Source organism: Pseudomonas sp. MM213, from assembly GCF_020423045.1.
GTDB classification, from domain to species: domain Bacteria; phylum Pseudomonadota; class Gammaproteobacteria; order Pseudomonadales; family Pseudomonadaceae; genus Aquipseudomonas; species Aquipseudomonas migulae.
The window spans coordinates 4,238,975-4,255,640 of the sequence record NZ_CP081943.1; the positions used below are offsets into that span (position 1 = coordinate 4,238,975).

The 16,666-nt window shown below is 60.1% G+C and carries 16 protein-coding genes; 6 read left to right on the forward strand and 10 right to left on the reverse strand.

Annotated elements, in window-relative coordinates; genetic code table 11:
* Positions 1-115 precede the first annotated feature (115 nt).
* Positions 116-1,345: a phosphoglycerate dehydrogenase gene (gene serA, locus K5R88_RS19335; RefSeq protein ID WP_008040764.1), complete on the forward strand. Its 1,230-nt coding sequence runs from the start codon at positions 116-118 to the stop codon at positions 1,343-1,345.
* A 62-nt stretch (positions 1,346-1,407) separates the two neighbouring features.
* On the opposite strand, the gene K5R88_RS19340 is transcribed toward serA, so the two are convergent.
* On the reverse strand, positions 1,408-1,833 hold the full coding sequence (locus tag K5R88_RS19340; protein ID WP_008026064.1) for a DUF4399 domain-containing protein: 426 nt from the start codon (positions 1,831-1,833) through the stop codon (positions 1,408-1,410).
* 136 nt (positions 1,834-1,969) lie between these two features.
* On the opposite strand from K5R88_RS19340, the gene K5R88_RS19345 reads away from it, so the two are divergent.
* Positions 1,970-2,554, forward strand: coding sequence for a transporter substrate-binding domain-containing protein (locus K5R88_RS19345; protein ID WP_008040763.1), 585 nt, complete (start codon positions 1,970-1,972; stop codon positions 2,552-2,554).
* Positions 2,555-2,692: 138 nt separating this feature from the next.
* Here the strand turns inward: K5R88_RS19345 and K5R88_RS19350 are convergent, their stop codons facing one another.
* Both K5R88_RS19350 and K5R88_RS19355 read right to left on the reverse strand, forming a co-directional pair.
* Entirely contained in the window at positions 2,693-3,172 is a 480-nt protein-coding gene (locus K5R88_RS19350) for a DUF523 domain-containing protein (protein WP_207284898.1), read from the reverse strand.
* 2 nt (positions 3,173-3,174) lie between these two features.
* A complete protein-coding gene (locus K5R88_RS19355) occupies positions 3,175-3,807 on the reverse strand; it encodes a 2OG-Fe(II) oxygenase (RefSeq protein ID WP_207284899.1) in 633 nt (210 codons plus the stop codon).
* Positions 3,808-3,915: 108 nt separating this feature from the next.
* Between K5R88_RS19355 and K5R88_RS19360 the strand changes: the two genes are divergently transcribed.
* Positions 3,916-4,668 carry a DUF2059 domain-containing protein gene (locus tag K5R88_RS19360; protein WP_192227517.1) on the forward strand — a complete coding sequence of 251 codons (753 nt, stop codon included), beginning with the start codon at positions 3,916-3,918 and terminating at the stop codon, positions 4,666-4,668.
* A gap of 119 nt (positions 4,669-4,787) precedes the next feature.
* Here the strand turns inward: K5R88_RS19360 and K5R88_RS19365 are convergent, their stop codons facing one another.
* The gene (locus tag K5R88_RS19365) at positions 4,788-5,735 is read right to left on the reverse strand and encodes an alpha/beta hydrolase (protein WP_008026053.1); all 948 of its coding nucleotides are present in this window, start codon (positions 5,733-5,735) and stop codon (positions 4,788-4,790) included.
* A gap of 97 nt (positions 5,736-5,832) precedes the next feature.
* Here K5R88_RS19365 and K5R88_RS19370 point away from each other — a divergent pair, with 97 nt between their 5' ends.
* Both K5R88_RS19370 and K5R88_RS19375 read left to right on the forward strand, forming a co-directional pair.
* The gene (locus K5R88_RS19370) at positions 5,833-6,414 is read left to right on the forward strand and encodes a DUF6436 domain-containing protein (RefSeq protein WP_008026051.1); all 582 of its coding nucleotides are present in this window, start codon (positions 5,833-5,835) and stop codon (positions 6,412-6,414) included.
* Positions 6,415-6,521: 107 nt separating this feature from the next.
* A complete protein-coding gene (locus K5R88_RS19375) occupies positions 6,522-8,933 on the forward strand; it encodes a penicillin acylase family protein (protein ID WP_226298212.1) in 2,412 nt (803 codons plus the stop codon).
* A 117-nt stretch (positions 8,934-9,050) separates the two neighbouring features.
* Here K5R88_RS19375 and K5R88_RS19380 read toward each other — a convergent pair whose 3' ends face one another.
* The gene (locus K5R88_RS19380; RefSeq protein ID WP_226298213.1) at positions 9,051-10,016 is read right to left on the reverse strand and encodes a GlxA family transcriptional regulator; all 966 of its coding nucleotides are present in this window, start codon (positions 10,014-10,016) and stop codon (positions 9,051-9,053) included.
* A 303-nt stretch (positions 10,017-10,319) separates the two neighbouring features.
* Here K5R88_RS19380 and K5R88_RS19385 point away from each other — a divergent pair, with 303 nt between their 5' ends.
* Positions 10,320-10,961: an HD domain-containing protein gene (locus K5R88_RS19385; protein ID WP_207284902.1), complete on the forward strand. Its 642-nt coding sequence runs from the start codon at positions 10,320-10,322 to the stop codon at positions 10,959-10,961.
* Between the two features lie 130 nt (positions 10,962-11,091).
* On the opposite strand, the gene K5R88_RS19390 is transcribed toward K5R88_RS19385, so the two are convergent.
* From K5R88_RS19390 to K5R88_RS19410, 5 genes are all read right to left on the reverse strand, one after another.
* Positions 11,092-11,985: an ABC transporter permease subunit gene (locus K5R88_RS19390; protein ID WP_008026042.1), complete on the reverse strand. Its 894-nt coding sequence runs from the start codon at positions 11,983-11,985 to the stop codon at positions 11,092-11,094.
* Positions 11,982-12,863 carry an ABC transporter permease subunit gene (locus K5R88_RS19395; RefSeq protein ID WP_177318183.1) on the reverse strand — a complete coding sequence of 294 codons (882 nt, stop codon included), beginning with the start codon at positions 12,861-12,863 and terminating at the stop codon, positions 11,982-11,984. The genes K5R88_RS19390 and K5R88_RS19395 overlap by 4 nt, the downstream gene beginning before the upstream one ends.
* A 35-nt stretch (positions 12,864-12,898) precedes the next feature.
* Positions 12,899-14,041: an ABC transporter ATP-binding protein gene (locus K5R88_RS19400; RefSeq protein ID WP_008026038.1), complete on the reverse strand. Its 1,143-nt coding sequence runs from the start codon at positions 14,039-14,041 to the stop codon at positions 12,899-12,901.
* A gap of 70 nt (positions 14,042-14,111) precedes the next feature.
* Positions 14,112-15,209, reverse strand: coding sequence for a polyamine ABC transporter substrate-binding protein (locus K5R88_RS19405; RefSeq protein WP_329959887.1), 1,098 nt, complete (start codon positions 15,207-15,209; stop codon positions 14,112-14,114).
* A gap of 256 nt (positions 15,210-15,465) precedes the next feature.
* Positions 15,466-16,578, reverse strand: coding sequence for a polyamine ABC transporter substrate-binding protein (locus K5R88_RS19410; protein WP_226298214.1), 1,113 nt, complete (start codon positions 16,576-16,578; stop codon positions 15,466-15,468).
* Positions 16,579-16,666 lie beyond the last annotated feature (88 nt).

Sequence of the window (16,666 nt, forward strand, 5' to 3'; positions counted from 1 at the left end):
CGACCCCGCAGGATAGTGCCCAACGGCTGTTCTGCGGCGACGGCTGTCGTGCCGTCGGGGTCAGCGTCTGTTGACCATTTCCTGCCATTTTTCTCCGGGATACAGGTTTACGCAGATGAGCAAGACTTCTCTCGATAAGAGCAAGATCAAGTTCCTTCTTCTCGAAGGCGTCCACCAATCGGCTGTCGACGTTCTCAAGTCGGCGGGCTACACCAGCATCGAGTACCTCACGGGTTCTCTGCCGGAAGCCCAGCTGAAGGAAAAGATCGCTGATGCTCACTTCATCGGCATTCGCTCCCGCACTCAACTGACCGAAGAGATCTTCGATCACGCGAAGAAGCTCGTCGCTGTAGGTTGTTTCTGCATCGGCACCAACCAGGTTGACCTGAACGCTGCCCGCGAACGCGGCATCGCAGTGTTCAACGCTCCGTACTCCAACACTCGCTCCGTTGCCGAGCTGGTGCTGGCCGAAGCGATCCTGTTGCTGCGCGGCATCCCTGAGAAGAACGCTTCCTGCCACCGTGGCGGCTGGATCAAAAGCGCGGCCAACTCCTTCGAAATCCGTGGCAAGAAGCTCGGCATCGTCGGTTATGGCTCGATCGGTACGCAACTGTCGGTCCTGGCTGAAGGCCTGGGCATGCAGGTGTACTTCTACGACACCGTGACCAAGCTGCCTCTGGGTAACGCGACCCAGGTCGGCAACCTGCACGAACTGCTGGGCATGTCCGACATCGTCACCCTGCACGTTCCGGAAACCGCTGCGACCCAGTGGATGATCGGCGAGCAGGAAATCCGCGCCATCAAGAAGGGCGGCATCCTGATCAACGCCGCTCGCGGCACTGTGGTCGAACTGCAAGCCCTGGCAGACGCGATCAAGGACAAGCACCTGATCGGCGCGGCCATCGACGTATTCCCGGTGGAGCCACGCTCCAACGACGAAGAGTTCGAAAGCCCGCTGCGTGGCCTGGACAACGTGATCCTGACCCCGCACATCGGTGGTTCCACCGCTGAAGCGCAAGCCAACATCGGCCTGGAAGTGGCCGAGAAACTGGTCAAGTACAGCGACAACGGTACGTCGGTATCGTCCGTGAACTTCCCGGAAGTGGCCCTGCCGGCTCACCCTGGCAAGCACCGTCTGCTGCACATCCACGAGAACATTCCGGGTGTGATGAGCGAGATCAACAAGGTCTTCGCCGAAAACGGCATCAACATCTCCGGTCAGTTCCTGCAGACCAACGAGAAAGTCGGCTACGTGGTGATCGACGTAGACGCCGAGTACTCGGACCTGGCGCAACAGAAGCTGCAACACGTCAACGGCACCATCCGTAGCCGTGTGTTGTTCTGATAGCGACTTGAGCGACAAAAAAGGAGACCTTCGGGTCTCCTTTTTCTTGGGCGCGACTAACGTTACTTAACGTTGACGGTGATTTTCTCGGAGAGGATCGGCGGATCGAACGGCATGTGGTTGCTATCGCCAAGTTCGAGTTGCAAGGTGTGCTTGCCGGGCGTCAGCGTTACTTCAGCCTGAGTTTGCGCGTTGCCGAAATGCTGGTGGTTGGCATCTTTGGGGATCGGCGCACCGGCGGCTGGCAACTCATCGACATCAATCAACAAGTGGTGATGACCGGTGTTCTTGGTGGGATCACCCGCCGGGGCCAGCGCAATGTTCTCGACAGCGAACTTGACGACGACAGTCTGCGGGACCGTCGCACCGTCTTCAGGAGAAACGATGGACACTTCAGCACCCTTGGGTGCCGGCGTAGCCGCACTGGCCAGCACCGAAACACCCATCAGCAGGCCAGCCAGCGCAGCACGTGACATAAAGGTTTTCATTCTCTTCTCCAGTTTTTTCGTAAAATCCATGTGACCATGACAACTTCATGGCCATTCGTTGTCGAAGGCACTCGACAACCATAGCAAAGCGAGCCTGAACCAGCGCATCGCGATAAATGTATTCAAAGGAGTGACCATGCGCTTTTTGCCTGGCCTGATCTGCCTGCTACCCCTTTTGAGCCCTTTGGCTCATGCCGAACTGATTGACGATGTAAACGACCGCGGTGAATTGCGAATTGCCCTTGAGGCTAATACACCACCTTTCAATTTCAAGGACGATGGCCAACTCTCGGGCTTCGAAGTCGAATTGGGCCAACTGCTGGCCAATGAACTGGATGTAAGGGCCGACTTCGTCGTCACCGATTCCAGCGATCTGTTGACCGGCGTTGAAAGCGGCAAGTACGACATCGCCATCAATCACATAACAGAGACTCCGGCGCTCAAGGATCGTTTCGACTTCAGCGAACCTTACATTCACACCGATGCGCATTTGATCGCGCAGAAAGAAGAGCCGCGTTCAATCCTGTTGGTGCAGTCGCTGACGCAAGAAAAGCCGAAAGCCGCCCCGGCCGAGAACCTGGCCATTCCGTTTCAGAAAGGGAACCCGGCGTTTCATGCCAGCCTGGAGAACGCGTTGCAGCGGATAAAGGCGGATGGGCGACTGGAGGCACTGGAGAAGAAATGGTTTGGGGCGGATGCCGCCGAGATACCGAAACCCTAAGACCACGGACGATCATATTGATCACCGCGATCCCCCTGTAGGAGCCGGCTTGCTGGCGATAGCGGTTTAACATTCAACAATTGCGCTGACTGTTACACCGCTATCGCCAGCAAGCCGGCTCCTACAAGGGATTTGCGTTCAGAGTTGCAGTGCAGCGGCGGCTTCAGCCAGTTCCAGTTCGCTGAAGACCTGCACGCCATGGCGCTTGAGCAACGCCGCCGTCACGCCTTCGCCGCTGACTTTCACGCCGCTGAACGTGCCGTCATAGGTCAACAGGTTGCCGCAGGATGGGCTGTTGGCCTTGAGCACAGCGATGCGGATGTTGTGTTTCTGTACCAGCTCCAGCGCCTGGTAAGCACCGCTCAGAAACTGCGCACTGACATCCTCGCCCTCGGTGGTAATCACCGCCGCCTGCCCCGCCAGCACGTCACCGCCCTGCCCGCCCGGAATCTCCGCCGCCGCCCGTGGCGTCGGCAAGCCACCGGCAACTTCCGGACACAACGGCACGACGCGACCTTCGTCGACCCACTGTTGAAGCTGATCGAACGGCCCGCTGGCACCGCCGTCGTAACGCACGCGGTGGCCGAGCAGACAGCGACTTACCAAAATTTTCTGCATGATCAGAACGGCTCGTTGCCACGACGCCGGAACCAGCCGGTCAACGACAGGCGATCGCGGGTCGCGGGCAGAACTTCGTGGGGCACTTCGCCCGACAGGAACACCACCAGGCATCCGCCGGTGGGCACCACATCGTATTCGACGCCTTCCTTGAGGTACATGCGCAACTGACCACCGTGCTCCGGCAACCAGGCGTCGTTGAGGTAGACCACCGCCGAGACCATGCGCCGATCATCGTCGCGAAAGCGGTCGACATGCTTGAGGTAGAAAGCGCCGGGCGGGTACATCGCGAAATGGCTTTCAAAGTCTTCGAGGCCCAGATACAACCCGCGATTCAATGCCTCGCGCAGGCTGTCCATCAACTGCAGATAGCTGTCGCAAGCCAGGGCCTGACCCGGCTCGATCCACTGGATTCGGTCGCCGCGAATTCCCTCGCGAATCTCCGATGTCGGCCCGCGGCCCACGGCGGCCGGGGCCAATTCACCCTCGGCGGCACGTTTACGGCACTCAGCCGCCAGTTCTTGGGTCAGACCCAAAGGCAGGAAAATGTTCTGCTGCGACCACCCGCGTTCGGCCAGGTCGTCGACGATACGTAACAGCAGCGGGTGATCAGAGGGTATTCGCATGGCGCGCATAGTATTCCTGTGCCGGAAAATCCGACAGAGCCGCGCGGCGGCTTGATACGAATTCTCGACAAGTCCCTATGCCACACGGAGAATAGTCGCCTGCTGACAGGAGTCCCTATGCGCCGTTTGCTTTTCTCACTGATGATGTTCTGCGTTTTGCCCGCTTGGGCAGACGGCCACGACCAGTTGTACAAGGTCGCCGGCTGGCCAGAACAACGTGCGCATTTCAGTGATGCCCTTTCAGCCGCTCAGCAGCGTTACCAGAACAGCCTGCCGCCCGCCGTGTTTCAGGCGCTGGTGAACAACAGCAATCAGCGCTTTGCCCCGCAGGCCGTGGACCAGCGCGCCGAAGCGCAATTGCGCAAAACCCTGGCCGATCCTAAACCTGCACTGGCTTTTTTCCAGTCGCCGCTGGGCAAGAAGATCGTCGCCGCCGAGTTGCTGGCGACCCGTCGCGATCAACTGGCGAAGAACGCCAAAGGCCTGCCGAAGATTCAGGCCAGCGACAGCCGCACGCTGATCATCGGTCACCTCGCCCAGGCCTTGCCCGCGCGGGAGGCCGGTGCGGAAGTCAGCCTGGCGATTGCCGGCGTCGCGGCCGACAGCCTGAGTTCGATGATCCCCGGCCTGCTCGGTGGCGGTCAGGCGCAGGGGCTGTTGAACGGTCAGCGTCAGCGCTTGATGGACCAGATCGGCAGCGACCTCAACAACACGCTGTTGTATGTCTATCGTGATCTGTCGGATGACGAGCTGGAAGAGTTCGCCACGTTTGCCGAGTCGGCGGAAGGCAAGGCGTATTACCAGGCGGCGTTGGCGGCAATTCGGGCGGGGTTGGCGGTGGGGCAAACCCCTTCGAACCTGAGCCAGTAATCTCCGGTGTCTGACAGGACGCCTTCGCGGGCAAGCCTCGCTCCTACAGATCATGCGTGAATCCTGTAGGAGCGAGCGGGCGGCGATCCGACTTGCCCGCGAAGAGGCCAGAACAACCGCTAAAGATTCCGCCCCTTGATCCGCTTCGTCAAAAACCCGAAATACTCCCCGCGCAACGCCACCGTCTCATTCGCCAAATGATGCCGCGCCTCAGGCAGCATCAACACTTGAGGCCGATCGAACTTGGCTTTCAACACCTCAAGATTGTGCTGCCAATCCACCGTCATGTCCGCCTGCCCCTGCACGATCAGCGGCCGCCGAGTGCTGTCCGGCGCGGCTTCGATGCGTTTGATCCAGCGTGCCAGCGCGCCGACCCAGGCCGTCGGCAAGCGCAGCGGCTGCAGCGGGTCGGCTTGCAGGAACGGCAGGAAATCCGGGTCGTTGGAGTTCTCGCTGAAACGTCGGGCGATGGCTTTGACGAACGGCTTGAGCAAGTAATAACTGAGCTGCGACCAGCCCCAGGCGCGCGGCCTCACCAGCGGCGACAACAGGATCACCTGGCCCTGGGCCGGACTGCCCGCCCCTTCGTTGAGCACATGGTCGATCACGATGGCGCCACCGGTACTTTGACCGCACAGGTGCCACGGCTGCGGCAGATCGAGGGATTTCGCCTCGGCGAACAACCCTTGCAGCGTGTCCTGATACTCGGCGAAATCGTTGATGCTCGCGCGTTCGCCGCTGGACAGGCCATGCCCCGGCAAGTCGCAGGCAATCACCGCGAAATCCTGATTCAGCGCCCACTCGATCACGTGCCGGTAGAGCCCGGTGTGATCGTAGAAACCGTGGAACACAAACAGCGTCGCCTTCGCCCGCTCCGGCCACCACACCTGGCCGACCACGTCATAAGCGTCCACTTCAAAACGCCCCAGGCCCCTGCGCAACTGACGCCCCGGAAAATCCAGCCCGTAGAACCGCTGGTACGCCTGCGCCTCCTCGGACAGCGGCTGCCACTCGGCCAGGGGCCGCAGGCTGGCACGCAAATGATCGGGGGCGAAAGTGGCGGACATGGGCGATTCCAGAGCACGAAGCGGACTTTATAAGCCTGCGATATTCATCTGTCGCGGCAAGCATGGCAAGCTGGGCGACCTTCGAGGATCGACACCCATGCGTTCGCCCTACCGCACCCCACTGCTTGCCTGCCTGCTCGCCCTCGTGTGCGCCGGTGTTTTATGGGCGGCGTACGACTGGTTTCAAGGACGCTACCTGCGAGCGTTCAGCGAACACACGGCGGTGTTTTCCGGTGACCCGTTGCACTTGCCCGACAACCTCGCCGGCCCCGGCGCCATTCGCCTGGTGCACTTCTGGGACCCGGCCTGCCCGTGCAACGTCGGCAATCAACAACACCTGAGCGAACTGGTCGAGCAGTATGTGCCGCAAGGCGTCGAGTTTTATGCGGTACAAAAACCCGGCAGCCACGGCCAGTTGCCGAGCACGCTGAGCAGCCTGAAAACCATCACCGTCCTCCCGGGCTCCGAACAGATCCCGGCCAGCCCGGCCGTGGCGATCTGGGACCGCAGCGGCAAACTGGCCTACTTCGGCCCTTACAGCGAAGGCCTGACCTGTAATTCGAACAACAGCTTCATTGAGCCGATCCTACAAGCGTTAAACGCGGGCCGCACAGTCAACGCCACGCACACACTGGCCGTCGGGTGTTACTGCCCGTGGCCCGCCGACACAAAGCAGTAAGACCGCGCAGACGCGAATCCCTCCTAAGGGCGATGGGCCGATTCGGCAAGCCGTGTTAAACAGTGGCGCCAGGGAACTGCTGCCACTAATAACAACAAGGAGTCACCATGAAACGTAGCCTGACCGTTCTCGCACTGCTGATAGTCGCGCTCGCCACAGGTGCCGGCGGGTACATCTACAGCAAGCAACCGACGCGCCAGGGCATGGTCGAGCTGCAACACTTGCAAGGCTCCGTCACCGTCCGTTACGACGAACGCGGCATCCCGCACATCCGCGCCGAAAACGAAACCGACCTGTACCGCGCCCTCGGCTATGTGCACGCCCAGGACCGGCTGTTTCAGATGGAAGTCCTGCGCCGCCTGGCCCGTGGTGAACTGGCCGAAGTGCTGGGCCCGAAACTGCTCGACACCGACAAGCTGATGCGCAGCCTGCGCATTCGCGAACGTGCCGAAACCTACCTGGCGAACATGGATCAGCAGTCGCCGGCCTTCATCGCCATGCAAGCCTATCTGGATGGCATCAACCAGTATCAGGACAGCCATGCAAAACCTGCGGAGTTCGATGTACTGGGCATTCCAAAACGCCCGTTCACCGCGCAGGACACCATCAGCATCGCCGGTTACATGGCCTACAGTTTTGCCGCGGCGTTTCGCACCGAACCCTTGCTGACCTACGTGCGTGATCAACTGGGTGCCGAGTACCTGAACGTCTTCGATCTCGACTGGCAGTCCAAAGGCGTGCTGGCGAACAACCACAGCAGCGCCCCGCCGCCTCTCGCCAGCGCCGACTGGAAAGACCTCAACGCCCTCGCCCGACTGAGCGAGCAGGCGCTGGCCGACAACGGTTTACCGCAGTTCGAGGGCAGCAACGCCTGGGTCGTCGGTGGCAATCGGACCAAAAGTGGCAAGCCGCTGCTGGCGGGTGATCCGCACATTCGCTTCTCTGCGCCGTCGGTGTGGTACGAAGCGCAGCTCTCGGCGCCGGGCTTCGAGCTCTACGGTCACTATCAGGCGTTGATGCCGTTCGCCTCGCTGGGGATGAACCGTGACTTCGGCTGGAGCATCACCATGTTCCAGAACGACGACCTCGATCTGATCGCCGAGAAGGTCAACCCGGACAACGCCAACCAGGTCTGGTATCGCGGCAAGTGGGTAGACATGGTCACCAGCGAACAGCAAATCGCGGTCAAGGGTCAGCCACCGGTGAAGTTGCTGCTGCGCCAGTCGCCGCACGGGCCGATCGTCAACGATGCGCTGGGCAACAGCGTCGGTAAAACACCGATTGCCATGTGGTGGGGCTTTCTCGAAAGCCAGAACCCGATCCTCGAAGGTTTCTACCAGCTCAACCGTGCCGACACCCTGGCCAAGGCGCGCATTGCCGCCGCCAAGGTCCAGGCGCCGGGCCTGAACATCGTCTGGGCCAACGCCAAGGGCGACATCGGCTGGTGGGCGGCGGCGCAACTGCCGAAGCGTCCGGCGGGTGTGCGGCCGTGGTTCATCCTCGACGGCAGCAGCGCCGAAGCGGACAAGGACGGCTTCTACCCGTTCAGCGCCAACCCGCAGGAAGAGAACCCTGCGCGGGGCTACATTGTCTCGGCCAATTTCCAGCCCGTGTCGCCGACCGGCATGGAGATTCCCGGTTACTACAACCTCGCCGATCGCGGGCAGCAGCTCAATCGCCAGCTCAGCGACAAGGCCGTGAAGTGGGATCTGGAGGCCAGCCAGAAGCTGCAACTGGGCACCACCACCGCCTACGGCCCGCGTTTGCTCGCGCCGTTGTTACCGGTGCTGCGCGAGGTGGTGAGCGATCCCGCCGAACTGAAACTGGTGGAACAACTGGCCCAGTGGACAGGCGACTACCCGCTGGATTCCACCAGCGCCACGCTGTTCAACCAGTTCCTGTTCAACCTCGCTGACGCGACGATGCACGATGAACTGGGCAACGACTTCTTCGAGACGCTGCTCTCGACCCGGGTGATCGACGCTGCGCTGCCGCGTCTGGCGGCGAACGCCGACTCGCCGTGGTGGGACAACCGCAACACCCTCGGCAAGGAAGCCCGCGCCGACACGGTCAAGGTGGCGTGGCAAGCGAGCCTCGCGCACCTCAAGAGCACGCTGGGTGCGGACTTCGCGCAATGGCAGTGGGGCAAGGCGCACACGCTGACCCATGGTCATCCACTGGGACAACAGAAGCCGCTGGACCGGATTTTCAATGTCGGGCCGTTCGCGGCACCGGGCACTCACGAGGTGCCGAACAACCTCTCGGCCAAGATCGGCCCGGCGCCATGGCCGGTGACTTATGGGCCATCGACCCGACGCCTGATCGACTTCGCCGACCCGGCGCACAGCCTGACCGTCAACCCGGTGGGCCAGAGTGGCGTGCCGTTTGACCGGCATTTTGATGATCAGGCTGAGGCGTATGTCGAAGGGGTGTATTTCCAGGCGCATCTCAATGATGAAGAGGTGACGGCGAATACGCGGAGTACGTTGAAGCTGTTGCCGGCGCGGGCTGTGCCATAGATTTGTGTTGGCCGGGCTGGCGCCTTCGCGGGCAAGCCTCGCTCCTACAAGTGACCTATTCCTGTAGGAGCGAGGCTTGCCCGCGAAGAGGCCCTGACTGACCACACAAATGTCAGCTCAAACCATCGCCGCAAAATTCAACCTGAACTGCTGCGGCGTCACACCCAACCGGCGATTGAACACGCTGCGCATATGCTGCGCATCGCGAAACCCGCACTGATACGCCACCGTCTTCAACGGCGCGACGGTGCTTTCGAGCATCACCCGCGCCGCATCCACCCTCGCCCGTTCGACGAATTCCGCCGGGGTGACCTTCGCTTCTTTGGCAAACACCCTGGAAAAGTTGCGGGCGCTCATGTTGGCGGCGTTGGCCAGGTCAGCAATGGTCAGATCGCCGGTCAGGTTGGCCAGCACGTAATGCTGAACCATCGCCACCGCCGACGTCGGCTCGGCGTGGGGCGCGAGGAATGGACTGAACTGCGATTGCCCGCCCGAGCGCTGCGTGAACACCACCAGCCGCTTGGCCACGCTGAGCGCCACTTCCGGCCCATGATCCCGGGCCAACAAGTACAACGACAGATCGATCCCCGCCGTGACCCCGGCCGAGGTATAGAGCTCGCCGTCCTGCACGTACAACCGATCAGCCTCGACCTGTGTCGAAGGGCACAACGCCGCAAGTGCAGCGGCATCCCCCCAATGAGTCGTCACCGTCCGCCCTTCGAGCAAGCCTGCCCGGGCGAGCATGAATGCACCGTTGCAGATCGAGCCGAACCGTTGCGCCAGCGCGCTGGCATCGCGCAGCCAGGCATCGAAGGCCGCGCCGAAATCCATGAACGGCAACTGCGGCCCACCGGCCACCAGCAACAAGTCGTACGCCCCCAGCGCCTCGCTGAAATGCCGATGGGCATTGAGGGATAAACCGTTGGAGCACGGCATCACACCGCGCTCGACGCCGATCACCTCCAGTTGATAGTGATCCTGCGGCGCGAGGAAACGATTGGCCTCGGAAAACACATCCATGGGGCCGGTGACGTCCAGGGACTGAACGCCGGCGAACACCACGATGGCAACGGTTTTACTCATGACAGGAACACCCTCAATGCACGCAGACTTTGTAGGAGCCGGCTTGCTGGCGATGGAGTGTCAGTCGACATCAATGTTGCTGACATACCATCGCCAGCAAGCCGGCTCCTACAAGGTGTGCGCATGACGTAAATCCATGCGCAGGACCTCAACCGTAGCCAATCCGCGCTCAACAAGCGAGGTTGGCGCGATTTGCATGCTCATTGGCAAGGATCGCAGCCATGGATCGATTGTCCGGTTTTGGGGCCGGGAACAGACTTGTCCCATCAGCGCCGCCACGGCGTTCCCCACGAGGACAGCACCATGAGCAGCACCATCGCCGGCATCAAAATCCCCGACAGCGCTTTGGCCCGGGCCACCACGGAATACATTCGCGACGTCGAATCCGACCTGCTTTATCACCACTCGCGCCGGGTGTTTCTGTTCGGCGCTTTGAGCGGTGAACGCAAGCAACTGGCCTACAACCCGGAGCTGTTGTACGTCGGCGCGATGTTCCATGACCTGGGTCTGGTGGAAGGTCATCGCAGCGACGATGAACGCTTCGAAGTCGATAGCGCCAACGCCGCCAAAGCGTTTCTCAAGCCTTATGGCCTGAGCGATGACGACATCGAACAGGTGTGGTTGTCGATTGCCCTGCACACCACGCCGAACGTAGTGCATCACCTGCGCCCCAACGTGGCATTGGTGACGGCGGGCGTTGAAATGGATGTGCTGGGGATCGACTACGCGGCGTTTCCCACGGCGCAGCGTGAGGCGGTGGTGCACGCGCATCCACGGGGCGAGGGGTTCAAGGAGTGCATCCTGTGTGCGTTCGCCAACGGCTTCAAGCACAAGCCGGATACCACGTTCGGTACGGTGAACGCGGATGTGCTGGTGGACAGCGAGCCAGGGTTCAAGCCGATGAACTTCGTCGAGATCATCCGCAAGTCCCCCTGGATTTCCTGAAACCTGTAGGAGCCGGCTTGCTGGCGATTGCGGTGTAACAGTCAGCGTAATTGTTGAATGTTAAACCGCTATCGCCAGCAAGCCGGCTCCTACAGTAGATCGGGGTTGGCCACGCGATTGTGGCCAACACTCAGGCCGCTTCCGGCGCCTGCTGTGCGCGACGCACGTCCGGTTGCTTCCACGAATCGGCAGCGCTTTCTTCGATGGCCTGCTGAATCGCACGCTTGCGGCTTTCTTCGGCACGGCGGCTGAAGAACCAGACCAGGAAGGTCATCAACGACACCGCCAGCAGAATCAGGCTGGCCACGGCGTTGATCTCAGGCTTCACGCCCAGACGCACCGCCGAGAACACTTCCATCGGCAAGGTCGTCGACCCCGGCCCCGACACGAAGCTGGCCAACACCAGGTCATCCAGCGACAGCGCGAACGACATCATGCCGCCCGCCCCCAGGGATGGCGCAATCATCGGGATGGTGATCAGGAAGAACACCTTCCACGGCTTCGCCCCGAGATCCATGGCGGCCTCTTCGATGGACAGGTCCAGCTCACGCAAGCGCGCCGACACCACCACCGCCACATACGCCGCACAGAACGTGGTGTGGGCGATCCAGATGGTGACGATGCCACGCTCTTGCGGCCAACCGATCATCTGCGCCATGGCCACGAACAGCAGCAACAGCGACAGACCGGTGATCACTTCGGGCATCACCAGCGGCGCGGTGACCAGGCCACCGAACAACGTGCGGCCCTTGAAGCGGGTAATGCGGGTCAGGACGAATGCGGCCAACGTGCCCAGCGCCACAGCGGCAATCGCCGTGTAGCAGGCGATTTCCAGCGAACGCACCACCGAGCCCATCAGTTGGGTGTTGTCCATCAGGCCGACGTACCACTTGATCGACCAGCCGCCCCACACCGTCACCAGCTTCGAGGCGTTGAACGAGTAGATCACCAGGATCAGCATCGGCGCGTAGATGAACAGCAAGCCCGCGATCAGCATGAAACTCGAGAAACGGAAGCGCTTCATTCTTTACCCTCCATTTCTTTGGCCTGACTGCGGTTGAACAGGATGATCGGCACAATCAGGATCAACAGCATCACCACCGCCAGGGCAGACGCCACCGGCCAGTCACGGTTGTTGAAGAACTCTTGCCAGAGCACTTTACCGATCATCAAGGTTTCCGGACCGCCCAGCAGTTCCGGGATCACGAACTCGCCCACCACTGGAATGAACACCAGCATGCAACCGGCGACGATGCCGTTCTTGGACAGCGGAATGGTGATCTTCCAGAAGCTGTTGAACGTACTCGAACCGAGGTCGGACGCCGCTTCCAGCAGGCTGTTGTCGTGCTTCACCAGGTTGGCGTAGAGCGGCAGGATCATGAACGGCAGGTACGAATAAACCACGCCGATGTACACCGCCAGGTTGGTATTGAGGATCTGCAGCGGTTCGTCGATCCAGCCCATGCTCATCAGGAAACCGTTGAGCAGACCGTTGTTGCTGAGGATGCCCATCCACGCGTAAACGCGGATCAGGATCGCGGTCCAGGTCGGCATCATGATCAGCAGCACCAGCACCGTTTGCAGCTCTTTGCGGGCACTGGCGATGGCGTAGGCCATCGGGTAGCCGATCAGCAGGCAGAGGATGGTGCTGATCAGCGCCATCTTCAACGAACCGAGGTAAGCGGCGATGTACAACTCATCGTCGCCGAGCATCGCGTAGTTGCCGAGGTTGAGCAGCACCTGCAGCTTCTGGTCTACGAAGTTGTAGATCTCAGTGTACGGCGGAATGGCCACGTCGGCTTCAGCGAAGCTGATCTTCAGGACGATGAAGAACGGCAGCATGAAGAACATGAACAGCCAGAGGAACGGAACCCCGATGACCAGCTGACGGCCACCGGGAATTATTCGATTGAGGCGGCGTTTGAATTTGCGCATGTTCATGAGCGGAGTACCACGCCGCTGTCGTCTTCCCACCACACGTAAACCTGGTCACCCCAGGTTGGGCGCTGACCACGGCGTTCGGCGTTGGCGACGAACGACTGGACGATCTTGCCGCTCGGCAGCTCGACGTAGAACACCGAGTGGCCACCGAGGTAGGCGATGTCGTGCACCTTGCCGCTGGACCAGTTGTATTCGCAGGTCGGCATGTCCGGCGTCACCAGCAGTTTTTCCGGACGGATCGCGTAGGTCACGGATTTGTCCTGCACCGAGGTGCTGATGCCGTGGCCCACGTAGATCTGGCGATCCAGGTCTTTGCAGGTGATGGTCGCATGGCCTTCGGCGTCGTCGATCACTTCACCGTCGAAGATGTTGACGTTGCCGATGAACTCGCAGACCAGGCGGCTGGTCGGGGTTTCGTAGATGTCGATCGGGCTGCCGATCTGGGCGATCCAGCCCAGGTGCATGATCGCGATGCGCTCGGCCATGGTCATGGCCTCTTCCTGATCGTGGGTCACCATGACGCAGGTTACGCCGACGCGCTCGATGATCTCGACCAGCTCAAGCTGCATTTGCGAACGCAGCTTCTTGTCCAGCGCACCCATCGGTTCGTCGAGCAGCAGCAGCTTCGGTCGCTTGGCCAGCGAACGCGCCAGGGCAACACGCTGACGCTGACCACCGGAGAGTTGATGCGGCTTGCGCTTGGCGTACTGGGTCATCTGAACCAGCTTGAGCATGTCGGCCACGCGGGCATCGATTTCAGCCGCAGGCAGTTTGTCCTGCTTGAGGCCGAAGGCGATGTTCTGCGCCACGGTCATGTGCGGGAACAGGGCGTACGACTGGAACATCATGTTGATCGGCCGCTCGTAGGGCGGCATGTCGGTGATGTCTACGCCATCGAGGAAAATGCGCCCCTCCGTGGGCCGTTCGAAGCCTGCGAGCATGCGCAGCAACGTGGACTTGCCCGATCCCGAACCGCCGAGCAGGGCGAAAATCTCGCCTTTCTTGATTTCCAGGGACACATCGTCCACGGCAATCGTCTCGTCGAACTTCTTCGTGACCCGGTCGATTTTGACCAGCACCTGTTTAGGTGACTGGTCGCCCTCGAGGGCTTTCTTATAGGCGCCGGAGGCAACTGCCATTTACGAAACTCCCAAAAAAAGAGTGCAGTTCGCTCAAGGTGAGCCAACCTGGATAGTTTGAGCCCTGAAGCTATTTGCCCGACTTGACCTTGGTCCAGCTGCGGGTCATCAAACGTTGAATGTTTGGTGGTAACTCGACCGACACGTAGGTCTTGTCGAGGACTGCTTGCGGTGGATAAACCGACTCGTCGGTGCGGATGGACTGCTCCATCAATTTGTCCGAGCCAGGGTTGGGGTTCGCATAGCCAACAGAATCACTGACCTGTGCGATCACCTCGGGTTTCAACAAATAGTTGATGAAGGCGTGGGCCTCTTTGACGTTGCCCGAATCCTTCGGAATCGCGAGCATGTCGAACCACAGCGCACCGCCCTCTTTGGGAATGGTGTAGGCGATGTTCACGCCTTTCTTCGCTTCAGCCGCACGGTTGCGGGCCTGGAACATGTCGCCGGAAAAACCGATCGCGATGCAGATATCGCCGTTGGCCAGATCCGCGATGTATTTGGAGGAGTGGAAGTAGGTCACGTAAGGCCGCACCGCCAGCAACTTGGCTTCAGCCTTTTTGTAATCTTCGGGGTTGGTGCTGTTGGCGTTCAGGCCCATGTAGTTGAGGACCGTCGGCATCATTTCATCGGCGGAGTCGAGGAACGCCACGCCGCAACTCTGCAGCTTCTTGATGTTCTCCGGCTCGAACACCGCGCTCCAGGAATCGATCTTGTCGACGCCCAGCACAGCCTTGATCTTGTCGACGTTGTAACCAATGCCGTTGGTGCCCCACAGGTAAGGGACGGCGTACAAGTTGCCCGGATCGTTTTGCTCCAGACGCTTGAGCAATACGGGGTCGAGGTTCGAGTAGTTCGGCAACTTCGACTTGTCGAGTTTCTGGAAAGCACCGGCCTTGATCTGCTTGCCGAGGAAGTGGTTCGACGGCACGACCACGTCATAGCCGGTACGCCCGGCGAGCAACTTGCCCTCCAGGGTTTCGTTGGAGTCAAAGACGTCATATGCCGGTTTGATACCGGTCTCTTTCTGGAAGTCGGCCAGGGTGGTCTCGCCGATGTAGTCCGACCAGTTATAAATATGCACCGTGCCGGCAGCCTGGACACTGACAGCCATCGTCAGTCCGGCACCGGCCAGCAATGCATTGCGCAACAAAGAAAAAATAGGCAAGTGGAGGTCCTCTAAAATTAGTTGGGCCCAAGTTGCCCCGCGTTACATGACAGTCGTAGCTGCCCAGCAACAAAACCGGCGCGCAACTTACCCTCGAAAAACCGTTCCAGCAAACTTTATGAAGATCCGTGTAGGAGCAGCCGGTCGACGCTCGATTGCTCGCGATGGTCGTCAACGATGACGCTGGGTGCCTGACACCCAGCGTTGCTCTCAGGTTCATCGCGAGCAGGCTCGCTCCTACAAGGGTTACTACTGCTTACTTACCGGATTTGATCTTGGTCCAGCTGCGAGTCAGGATCCGCTGGGTCGCGGCCGGCAAATCGGCAATCGCGTACAGCTTGGCCAGCACATCGGCAGGCGGGTAGACGCCCGGATCTTCGGTGATTTCTTTTTCGACCAGAGGAGTGGCCGCCGCGTTACCGTTCGGGAAACGTACCGCGTTGGTGATTTCAGCCATGATTTCCGGCTTTTGCAGGAAGGTCATGAACTTGTAGGCGCCATCGACGTTTTCGGCATCTTTAGGGATGGCGACCATGTCGTAGAAGCTGCCGGCACCTTCTTTCGGAATGTTGTAGCTGACTTTCACCTTGTCACCGGCTTCGGCGGCGCGCGCTTTGGCCTGGTAGATGTCACCCGAGTAACCCACGGCTACGCAGATGTTGCCGTTGGCCAGGTCGGAGATGTACTTGGACGAGTGGAAGTAGCCAACCGAAGGACGAATCTTCAGGAACAGCGCTTCGGCTTCGGCCAGTTGTTTTTTGTCCTGGCTGTCGGTTGGATAGCCCAGGTAGTGCAACGCCACCGGAATCATCTCGGTTGGCGAATCGAGGAAACTGACGCCACACGATTTCAACTTGGCGATGTTTTCAGGTTTGAACAACAGGTCCCAGGAATTGGTCGGTGCATCGGCGCCCAGTGCAGCCTTGACCTTCTCGGCGTTGAAGCCGATACCGATCGAACCCCACATGTACGGGAAGGCATGTTCGTTGCCCGGGTCGCTCACCGATACCGCTTTGAGCAGGTCAGTGTTCAGGTTCTTCCAGTTAGGCAGCTTGGACTTGTCCAGCTTCTGGTAAACGCCGGCCTTGATCTGCTTGGCCAGGAAGTTGTTCGACGGTACGACGATGTCGTAACCGGACTTGCCTGCCAGCAACTTGGCTTCCAGGGTTTCGTTACTGTCGAATACGTCGTAAACGACTTTGATGCCGGACTCGGTTTCGAACTTTTTGATGGTGTCCGGAGCGATGTAATCGGACCAGTTATAGACGTGCAACACCTTGTCGTCCGCCTGAACCGCACCCGCCATAATGCCCATCAGGGACATGGCGAGAAGTGTCTTGCCAGCAAGCTTTTTTCCTAATGCCTTCATGCGTAATGCTCCAAATTTTTCTTTTTTGAACCACTTTGTTCAGCGGCCAAACCCGGGCAACTGGAACCGCGGCTAGTCTGGCAAGATC